Below are 8,800 nucleotides of genomic sequence, written 5' to 3'. Positions count from 1 at the left end.
CCCGTGGTGCTAGTTAATTTTAATATCCTAAAGAATATTTCAAAGTTCCTTCAAAACGTCGTTGTGCTCGACTTAATAGAACACTGTAAGCCAGTAATATGCTTTCAAATCTACTCTCTAGCCCTTTAACAGAACGTGAGTTGAAATTTTGACAACCTAATTTTTCTAATGAAGAAAAAACAGTCTCAACTGTTTTTCTTTGTTTTCCAAGTAAGCTGTGGTCTAGTTTTTCTGATTTATCCATGTTTTTACGTGGCGGAACGGATATAGTAATGCCCTTAAGGGCAAGCTTTTCATGGATTTTATGGCTAATATATCCTTTGTCCCCTAGGATATTGGGAAGATTCGCTTCTTCCGATAAAGTCTCTAACACTTTCACGTCATGGACACCTGGATTCGTGATTGAGTAAGTAATCGGAAAGCCAGTCTTAGTAACGATCATATGAATTTTAAGACCATAAAAATAAAATTTTTTTGTTGAGTTATAGCCAACTTTGGCTATTTGATTCAATAGTTTTGCTTGTCTATTTCTAACTGGTTTACATAATGGACTAGGAAAACTATCTATAATTCCGACTAGTTCACCTTTGGTGAGCTTCTTGATGAAAAAGTATCGAATAATCTTGATAGTGTAAGCTAAGTTTGAACTTAAGCGAGTGAATCGACTCCTACTAGGAAAGTCACCATTAGGAAATAAGACGGAACAAACCGCTATATACGTGGCTCTTTGGCTAGTATAGCCATTAATTATGCCCCATATAACACAAGCAATAATCACTGTATCGCGTTGCTTCAGTTGATCAGTATTTCTTCTGTTTTTAATCTTATCTGGTACACAATTGTGGTATATGTTAGAAACAGTTCTCATAATTTCCTTGAATGTTATAAAAGTATCTGTATAATGTTCAGTATATTTTGATGAACGCATATGTAGCCCTCATTTCTTGGGAGTTTTGAGACTACTATATGCGTTTTTTTGTTGATTTACCAACATGTTTAGACATTTTCCTCTAGGAAAAAATTAACTAGCACCACGGGTTTTTTCTTGTATTTTAGTGTTTCGGATTAGAATAAAAATGGGATTAGTTTTAATAATGATTTTTTATTGCAATTATGCTTTCAAAAAAACTTTTTATGATATAATTATCAAATTTTTCTGAAAATTATTTATAATTATTTTGGAAAAAAGGAGGTATTGATTTATTAGAAAAAAATTATTTAGTTTAACTCTTATTGGAAAGTTTGGATTAGTTGTGACGAATTTTGGTACAAAAGTTGATGCAGCTACGCGTTCATATGATAATGGTATTTATTGTAATAATAGTAAGTGCTGGGTTAACTGGGGAGAAGCTAAAGAAAATATTGCAGGAATTGTTATTAGTGGCTGGGCTTCTGGCTTGGCAGGTATGGGACATTAATATCCTATTATGAAAAATAATAAATCCTTCAACAAAATTCTAGAATTAACTGAAACTGCATTAGCCACCCCAGAAATTAAAAAAGATAAAAATCTATGTGAAATTTTAGAAAAAATAAAAGATAGTGCTGCTAAAGGTGAATTTTATTATGATTATAAGAAAGAATTTCAACCTGCAATTAGTGGGTTCACTATTAGAAACGGCTTTTCCACACCAAAAGTTTTATTGGAGTTACTTGCTGAAGTAAAAACTCCCAAAGCATGGTCGGGACTTTGAGTTGTAATAAGTACCATTATATTTTTTTGAAAGAGTATCTAATTGAGTTTAGGTACTCTTACTATATAGGTTCAATTATTTAATTTTGTAATATCTTTGTTTTTTGCTAAGTTTATTATTTCTTTATCAGTTATTCATTTATGTCCATATAGAATAACATTTTAGGACCAACAGGGTATACCCTAGTGGCCGTTTTTGATCCATTATCAATGGCTTTTTAAATTAGGGCCTAGTACTTTTGGAATGGAAATACTTTCCAACACCAAAAATTCTAGACCCGATTATTTTTGTTAAACGAGATTTCTATGTATTATGGAATTATAAATTTACTGTTGGAGGTTTTTATGACTGATTTATTTGCAGATGGGACTATCTCTATCCATGGAGCTCAAGAAAATAACTTAAAGGATGTCAGTTTAGATATTCCTAAGCATAAAACGACTGTATTTGCTGGTCTTTCTGGGTCTGGTAAATCCTCTTTAGTTTTTGATACATTAGCCGCTGTTTCCCGACGTGAATTGAATGAAACTTTTCCTAGTTTCACCCAACAATATTTGCCTAAATACGGTCAACCTGAAGTGAACCGAATCGACAACTTACCAGTGGCAATTGTGGTTGAACAGAAGCCTATTGGTCGTAATTCTCGATCTACTCTGGCAACCTACACCGGCATCTATTCCGTCTTACGTTTGATGTTTTCTCGAATTGGACAGCCTTGGGTTGGGTATTCTGAATGGTTTTCCTTTAACCTACCTCAGGGAATGTGTCCAAAATGTCAGGGATTAGGCTTTGTTGACGACATAGATGAACGTCAATTAATTGATCCTAATAAATCACTCAATGAAGGTGCAATGACTTTTGCCGGTTTTCAACCGAGAACTTGGCGTTGGAAGGAATATGGCAACAGTGGATTATTTGATTTAGACAAAAAAATTAAAGACTACACCGATGAAGAATATGATTTATTCATGCACGCTCCGCAACAAAAATTAAAAAATCCACCGGCAAATTGGGGCCGTACGGCATTATATGAAGGACTAGTTCCACGTATGCTTCGCTCTGTTATTCATAGTGCCTCAGGTCGTCATCATGAAGCTGCCTTATCAAAGATTGTCACTCGAAAACCTTGCCCAGTATGTCATGGAACACGTCTGAACAAAAAGGCTCTAACTGGTAAAATTGCTGGCAAAAATATTGCAGAAGTCAGCGATATGGATTTAGTAAGTGTCCTAAAATTTTTGGATAATATCTCGGACCCCAAGGCTAAAACAATGGTGCGTGAACTACATAGTAAAGTTCAAGCTTTGGTCGACATCGGTTTAGGTTATCTATCCCTTGGCCGTGGAACTGATACTCTATCTGGTGGAGAAGCTCAACGAATTAAAATTGCCAAATATTTGACGAGTTCCCTATCCGATTTAGTTTACGTACTCGATGAACCAAGTGTAGGACTCCATCCTCACGATATTAAATTAATTACCCAATCCTTAAAAAAGCTCAAGAAACATGGCAATACCATTATCCTAGTTGATCACAACCCTGCCATTATTTCGACAGCAGATTATGTCGTGGAAATGGGACCACAAGCCGGCAAAAATGGTGGTCAAGTAACTTTCACTGGTACCTACGACGAACTATTACGGTCAGATACGATTACGGGTAAAATGTTACGAGAAAAAATCACTTTCCCAAAGCCTCGTGAACCTCAATCTTGGCTAAATGTTAATCATGTAACTTCTCATAATTTAAAAGACGTATCTACCAGAATCCCTCAAGGTGTAATGACCGTGATATCTGGACCAGCAGGTTCTGGAAAAAGTACTTTAGTCCAAGCTTTCAAACAACAAGTTTCTGATCAAGACTATATTGATTTGAGTCAGGATTCTGTAGGTTTGAATATTCGTTCTACACCTGCAACTTACTTGAACATTTTAAATCCTCTACGAAAGCTTTTCAGTAAAGCCAACAATGGCGTTTCAACACAACTATTTAGTTATAACGGTAAAGGTGCTTGTCCCCGTTGCAAAGGTAAAGGTGTGATGATCACCGAGATGGCATTCATGGATCCAATCGTTCAAGAATGTGAGTTGTGTCATGGGAAACGTTATAGCCAAGAAGCACTACAATACACTTATCATGGCAAAGATATTTCTGAGGTTCTAAGTCTTTCTATCAACGACACTTTAGAGTTTTTCAAAGATGTGCCAGATATCTACAAAAAGGTTAGTCTACTCCACCAAGTTGGACTTGGTTATTTGAATCTTAGCCAGTCGATGACCACTTTATCTGGTGGTGAAGTGCAACGTGTTAAGTTAGCAATGGAATTGAATCATACCGGCCGAATCTATTTCTTAGATGAACCAACAACCGGATTGCACTTACAGGATACTCAACAATTGATCGATTTATTTGAAGGATTGGTTGATAAGGGCAATACATTAATTCTGATTGAACATAATCTGAAATTAATTTCACGAGCCGATTGGTTAGTCGATATGGGACCCGATGCTGGTAAATTCGGCGGTCAAGTTTGTTTTGAAGGTCATCCAAAAGATAGCCTAAACGATAAAAACTCTCGGACTGGTGCTGCATTAGCAGCTATAATTTCTTAAAAGATTCAAAAAGATCACCTCATTTAAAGTGCAACACAAAAGTTAGACAAAATTGAATATTTTTAAACTGCTAAGGCATGTTCCCTGTATTCGCAGGGAGTCATGCCTTTTGTTTTCTGTGATATTCGTCGATTGTTAAACCAATCGACGTAATTCTTTGTGATTTCCTTGAATTATCCAATATCTTTACACTGTGGAAATCCATTAAGACATTCTGTTTTAAGAAGATGAAAGAAGCTTTCAATTGGCGCATTATCAAGACAGTTTCCCTTACGAGACATGCTTTGTATAAATTTTTTTTCAGAGAGTTTATCGGTATAGTAATTCAATTGATAATGCCAACCTTGATCTGAATGAATTATTGGTTTTATTCCTTCCGGAATATTTTCTGTGAGTTCATCGAGTGTATCCATAATTAGTTTACTGTTAGGACTATTACTTACTTGAAATGCTAAAACTTCCTTACTTGCTTCGTCAGTAATAGCTGAAACGTAAGCCCACTTAGTATCGGCCAAGCGTACTTGTGTAACATCGGTATGTAATACTTTGAAAGGTACGGTTTCATTAAAATGCTGATGTAGAACGTTACGGGCCACTTTTCCAACTGTACCTTTATAAGATGAATATCTACCATTTCTGTGGCGGTTATAAAGGCTTACTTGAACATTTAATTCATCCATCAAACGACGCACTACGGCGTCTGATAGATGGATATCTAATTTAATGAGCTCTTCTTGAACGCGACGATAACCGTAGGTTAGACGTCCGCGATATCTTCCGCTTTCGGCAATTTTTAGTATCTCTACTTTTACATCTTCATACTTATCTACATAATTTTTGATACGTTTACGTTCATCATGATAAGTCGCTTTCTTAAGTCCAATGGTCTTAAGAATATCGCCGACTTTATACCGGTTAGATTTCGGAAGAGACTCTTGTTCGACCCTGATCTGATCAACTATTTGTGTTTTCTTTCGTCCTTTGAGGTTCCGAACAGGGTCATTGATTTTTTTAAGATTTCGTTCTCCAATTTTGCATCATATAATTCTTGATTCTTTTTCGTCAATTCTTCACGAAGTTGATCGATTTCGTTCTTGTTTACTAACTTACGTAATTTCTTCTTATTATGTTTCACTTTGGTTTTTCTGCCTTTCGGATGAGGCTTCAAGGCTTCTAAACCATACTGATTGAAGGCTGTCCTCCAAAGACTGATTTGACAAGAATTAACATCAAATTTTGCGGATACTTCGGCTAAAGTTTCATCATGAGTTTGATAGTAGTTTATCACATCAACTTTAAACTCAACTGAGAAACTTCGTTTAACTCTTCTTCGTTTAAGAGCGTCTGCGCCGCTCAAACGAAAGTTTTGTATCCATCTACCTACTTGTATTCGAGGCAAGTTACGTTTCTTTGAAAGAAGACTGATACTAATGTCACCTTGAAGATATTCACTAACGACTTCTGCTTTTAATTCTGAACTATATTTGACCATAGAAAAAGTGCTCCATAACTGTTAGATTTCTTGTCTAACAATTATGGAGCACTTTAGGTTCCCTGTGCTTTTTTATTTGTTCAAAAACAGCAACCGTAATTTGTTTTTTCCCAGTACTATAGCTAACTTAAATGTACTTTTCATTAGCCAACGTTAAAATTCGTCTTATAATAAAATTTAATTGTTTAAATGTGATAATTAATGTGATATTATTCTTATATGCCAACAATGGTTGTGAACAACGTTTAAATTGTTCGTATACTATCAAAAATGGAGGAATTGTTGTTGAAAACAAATCGCTATGTTGTTGCGTTTGCAGGTGTCATGTTTCATTTAATGATTGGTTCCGTTTATGCTTGGAGTGTTTTTACTAATCCAATTGCAAAACAAAATGGTTGGGCAGAATCCTCAGTCGCTCTTGCATTTAGTATCGCTATTTTCTTCTTGGGAATGTCAGCCGCCTTTATGGGCAAAGTCGTTGAAAAAATAGGCCCTAGACTAACGGGAACTATTGCTAGCTTTCTTTACGGAACTGGAACCATTATGACTGGTTGGGCTATCCATCAAAATTCAATTTGGCTATTATATCTCTCATATGGTGTCATAGGCGGCTTAGGACTGGGAGCGGGATACGTTACCCCTGTATCAACAATTATTAAATGGTTTCCAGACAAACGCGGTTTAGCAACGGGGTTAGCTATTATGGGATTTGGTTTTGCAGCAATGCTGACTGGTCCTGTTGCTCAACAGCTAATGGCTAGTGTTGGTCTTGAACAAACATTCTATCTCTTAGGAACATTTTATTTTGTTATTATGCTGCTCGCTGCACAGTTTATTGTTCGTCCAAATCTGGCACTATCAAGCACTACTGAAAATAGCATTTCTCAAAAAAAGGGAACACGTCTAACCCGAGGACCGGAGCTAACAGCTAACCAAGCCCTCAAAACTAAATCCTTCACTTTTCTTTGGATAATGTTCTTTATCAATATTACATGCGGGATCGGCCTTGTCTCAGCTGCATCCCCCATGGCTCAAAGTATGACCGGCATGTCTGTCCAAACAGCCGCAATTATGGTTGGAATCATAGGCCTTTTCAATGGCTTTGGACGTTTGATATGGGCAACTTTGTCTGATTATATCGGGCGCCCTGCTACTTTCAGTGCCATTTTTATTCTCGATATTGTAATGCTTTCAGCCATGCTCATCTTCAAATTACCGCTCCTATTTGTCATTGCATTATGCTTGTTGATGTCTTGTTATGGAGCAGGCTTTTCTGTCATCCCAGCCTACTTAGGTGATGTCTTTGGTACTAAAGAATTAGGAGCTGTTCATGGATATGTACTGACAGCATGGGCTGCTGCCGGAGTTGTTGGACCATTACTATTATCATTAACACATCAACTGTTCCACAATTATACTTTGACATTAGCTGCCTTTATTTTGATTGATCTATTGGCACTGCTAATCTCATTCTGGATACAACGAGATTTCATTAAAGCCAGCAAATTAATAAAAAGCAAATCATAAAAAACTACTTTAAAGCGCATTAAATTATTAAAAACTAAGACAAAATTGCATAAAAAAGAGTCTAAAACAGCATGAGCCGTAAAGTGCAACACAAAAGTTAGACAAAATTGAATATTTTTAAACTGCTAAGGCATGTTCCCTGTATTCGCAGGGAGTCATGCCTTTTGTTTTCTGTGATATTCGTCGATTGTTAAACCAATCGACGTAATTCTTTGTGATTTCCTTGAATTATCCAATATCTTTACACTGTGGAAATCCATTAAGACATTCTGTTTTAAGAAGATGAAAGAAGCTTTCAATTGGCGCATTATCAAGACAGTTTCCCTTACGAGACATGCTTTGTATAAATTTTTTTTCAGAGAGTTTATCGGTATAGTAATTCAATTGATAATGCCAACCTTGATCTGAATGAATTATTGGTTTTATTCCTTCCGGAATATTTTCTGTGAGTTCATCGAGTGTATCCATAATTAGTTTACTGTTAGGACTATTACTTACTTGAAATGCTAAAACTTACTTACTTGCTTCGTCAGTAATAGCTGAAACGTAAGCCCACTTAGTATCGGCCAAGCGTACTTGTGTAACATCGGTATGTAATACTTTGAAAGGTACGGTTTCATTAAAATGCTGATGTAGAACGTTACAGGCCACTTTTCCAACTGTACCTTTATAAGATGAATATCTACCATTTCTGTGGCGTGGTGTTAGTATCAAATCTTAGACAGCTTTTCGTAGAGACAAGAATAAATTAAACTTATCTACGAGAGGATGAATTTTTATGACCCGATATGAAGAAAATTTTAAACAAATGATCGTTGAACTGAATCAAACTGGACGTTCTGTTCGAGGGTTAGCGAAAGAATATGGCTTATCTGAAGCAACGATTTACAAATGGAAGAATTTATATTTACCTGATCAGTCCACAGGACTGACTGGAAAAGAAGTAGCTGAACTGAGAAAAGAAAATGCTCGTTTAAATGAGGAACTTGAAATCTTAAAAAAAGCCGCAGCCATATTCTCTCGGAAAACCTAAATTCGCTTGTTCAATTTTGGAATGGCAACAGTTTTTTTGACAAATTTTATAAGGTGCAGAACTTCTTTCCGTATGCTATTCCGATTGTCCTTGACAATGAGCCTCCTCGGATGTGACGATCTTCGGCAGGAGCTAACAGTTAAAGTTAGACTGCCTCGCTAGCGTTAGCACATCCGAGCTCATTATCAAGGATTCGCTGCGCCAATCTCTGGTTACGGTAACCAACCGGTGTCTCGTAGCCAAGTGTACCGTGCAACCGAAGGTGGTTCCACCAATTGACATAGTCAAATAACTCCAAATCCAATTGTTGTAAGGTTTCAAATGTGTATTGATAGACAAATTCTACTTTCAACGACTTATAAGTTGATTCAGCTACGGCATTATCAAAAGGACAGCCTTTATGACTCAATGATCGATTGATGTCAAAAGTTGTTAATAATCC

General features: G+C 36.3%; 12 protein-coding genes. 5 read left to right on the top strand and 7 right to left on the bottom strand.

Features of this window, described 5'->3' with window-relative positions:
• Nucleotides 1–19 precede the first annotated feature (19 nt).
• Nucleotides 20–928, bottom strand: coding sequence for an IS982-like element ISEfm1 family transposase (locus ED2_RS13535; RefSeq protein ID WP_060789892.1), 909 nt, complete (start codon nt 926–928; stop codon nt 20–22).
• A 325-nt stretch (nt 929–1,253) separates the two neighbouring features.
• Here ED2_RS13535 and ED2_RS15225 point away from each other — a divergent pair, with 325 nt between their 5' ends.
• From ED2_RS15225 to ED2_RS13525, 3 genes are all read left to right on the top strand, one after another.
• The gene (locus tag ED2_RS15225; RefSeq protein ID WP_002298900.1) at nt 1,254–1,418 is read left to right on the top strand and encodes a leucocin A/sakacin P family class II bacteriocin; all 165 of its coding nucleotides are present in this window, start codon (nt 1,254–1,256) and stop codon (nt 1,416–1,418) included.
• Between the two features lie 9 nt (nt 1,419–1,427).
• Entirely contained in the window at nt 1,428–1,694 is a 267-nt protein-coding gene (locus ED2_RS13530; RefSeq protein WP_002298902.1) for a hypothetical protein, read from the top strand.
• Between the two features lie 344 nt (nt 1,695–2,038).
• On the top strand, nt 2,039–4,306 hold the full coding sequence (locus ED2_RS13525) for an ATP-binding cassette domain-containing protein (protein ID WP_060789891.1): 2,268 nt from the start codon (nt 2,039–2,041) through the stop codon (nt 4,304–4,306).
• A 62-nt stretch (nt 4,307–4,368) separates the two neighbouring features.
• Here the strand turns inward: ED2_RS13525 and ED2_RS16565 are convergent, their stop codons facing one another.
• From ED2_RS16565 to ED2_RS13515, 3 genes are read right to left on the bottom strand one after another with little or no spacing between them, the layout of a single operon-like run.
• A complete protein-coding gene (locus tag ED2_RS16565; protein WP_099130717.1) occupies nt 4,369–4,470 on the bottom strand; it encodes an IS3 family transposase in 102 nt (33 codons plus the stop codon).
• Between the two features lie 9 nt (nt 4,471–4,479).
• Entirely contained in the window at nt 4,480–5,268 is a 789-nt protein-coding gene (locus tag ED2_RS16185) for an IS3 family transposase (RefSeq protein WP_203369723.1), read from the bottom strand.
• Nucleotides 5,265–5,798 (bottom strand): helix-turn-helix domain-containing protein, encoded by a 534-nt coding sequence (locus ED2_RS13515; protein WP_060789890.1) that lies wholly within the window; start codon nt 5,796–5,798, stop codon nt 5,265–5,267. The genes ED2_RS16185 and ED2_RS13515 overlap by 4 nt, the downstream gene beginning before the upstream one ends.
• Nucleotides 5,799–6,083: 285 nt before the next feature.
• Here ED2_RS13515 and ED2_RS13510 point away from each other — a divergent pair, with 285 nt between their 5' ends.
• Nucleotides 6,084–7,325: an L-lactate MFS transporter gene (locus ED2_RS13510; RefSeq protein ID WP_002334583.1), complete on the top strand. Its 1,242-nt coding sequence runs from the start codon at nt 6,084–6,086 to the stop codon at nt 7,323–7,325.
• A gap of 117 nt (nt 7,326–7,442) precedes the next feature.
• Here ED2_RS13510 and ED2_RS16560 read toward each other — a convergent pair whose 3' ends face one another.
• Both ED2_RS16560 and ED2_RS15525 read right to left on the bottom strand, forming a co-directional pair.
• Nucleotides 7,443–7,544 (bottom strand): IS3 family transposase, encoded by a 102-nt coding sequence (locus ED2_RS16560; RefSeq protein ID WP_099130717.1) that lies wholly within the window; start codon nt 7,542–7,544, stop codon nt 7,443–7,445.
• A gap of 9 nt (nt 7,545–7,553) precedes the next feature.
• Nucleotides 7,554–7,793: a DDE-type integrase/transposase/recombinase gene (locus ED2_RS15525; protein WP_123839738.1), complete on the bottom strand. Its 240-nt coding sequence runs from the start codon at nt 7,791–7,793 to the stop codon at nt 7,554–7,556.
• 310 nt (nt 7,794–8,103) lie between these two features.
• On the opposite strand from ED2_RS15525, the gene ED2_RS15855 reads away from it, so the two are divergent.
• Nucleotides 8,104–8,358: a transposase gene (locus ED2_RS15855; RefSeq protein ID WP_000199136.1), complete on the top strand. Its 255-nt coding sequence runs from the start codon at nt 8,104–8,106 to the stop codon at nt 8,356–8,358.
• Between the two features lie 145 nt (nt 8,359–8,503).
• On the opposite strand, the gene ED2_RS13495 is transcribed toward ED2_RS15855, so the two are convergent.
• Nucleotides 8,504–8,800, bottom strand: a 297-nt coding sequence (locus ED2_RS13495) for an IS3 family transposase (RefSeq protein ID WP_164703933.1), incomplete at its 5' end; no start/stop codon positions are given.

Origin of the sequence: Enterococcus durans NBRC 100479 = LMG 10746 (assembly GCF_001544215.1) — a bacterium.
Taxonomy (GTDB): Bacteria; Bacillota; Bacilli; order Lactobacillales; family Enterococcaceae; genus Enterococcus_B; species Enterococcus_B durans.
Note: the sequence above shows the minus strand (reverse complement) of the source record. Positions and strands in the feature narration are given on the sequence as shown.

Excerpts from the sequence above, each read along its gene's own strand:
- ED2_RS13535 (WP_060789892.1), bottom strand. The coding sequence starts at position 928 with ATGCGTTCATCAAAATATACTGAACATTATACAGATACTTTTATAACA.
- ED2_RS13530 (WP_002298902.1), top strand. The coding sequence starts at position 1,428 with ATGAAAAATAATAAATCCTTCAACAAAATTCTAGAATTAACTGAAACT.
- ED2_RS13525 (WP_060789891.1), top strand. The coding sequence starts at position 2,039 with ATGACTGATTTATTTGCAGATGGGACTATCTCTATCCATGGAGCTCAA.
- ED2_RS13515 (WP_060789890.1), bottom strand. The coding sequence starts at position 5,798 with ATGGTCAAATATAGTTCAGAATTAAAAGCAGAAGTCGTTAGTGAATAT.
- ED2_RS15525 (WP_123839738.1), bottom strand. The coding sequence starts at position 7,793 with ATGGATACACTCGATGAACTCACAGAAAATATTCCGGAAGGAATAAAA.
- ED2_RS15855 (WP_000199136.1), top strand. The coding sequence starts at position 8,104 with ATGACCCGATATGAAGAAAATTTTAAACAAATGATCGTTGAACTGAAT.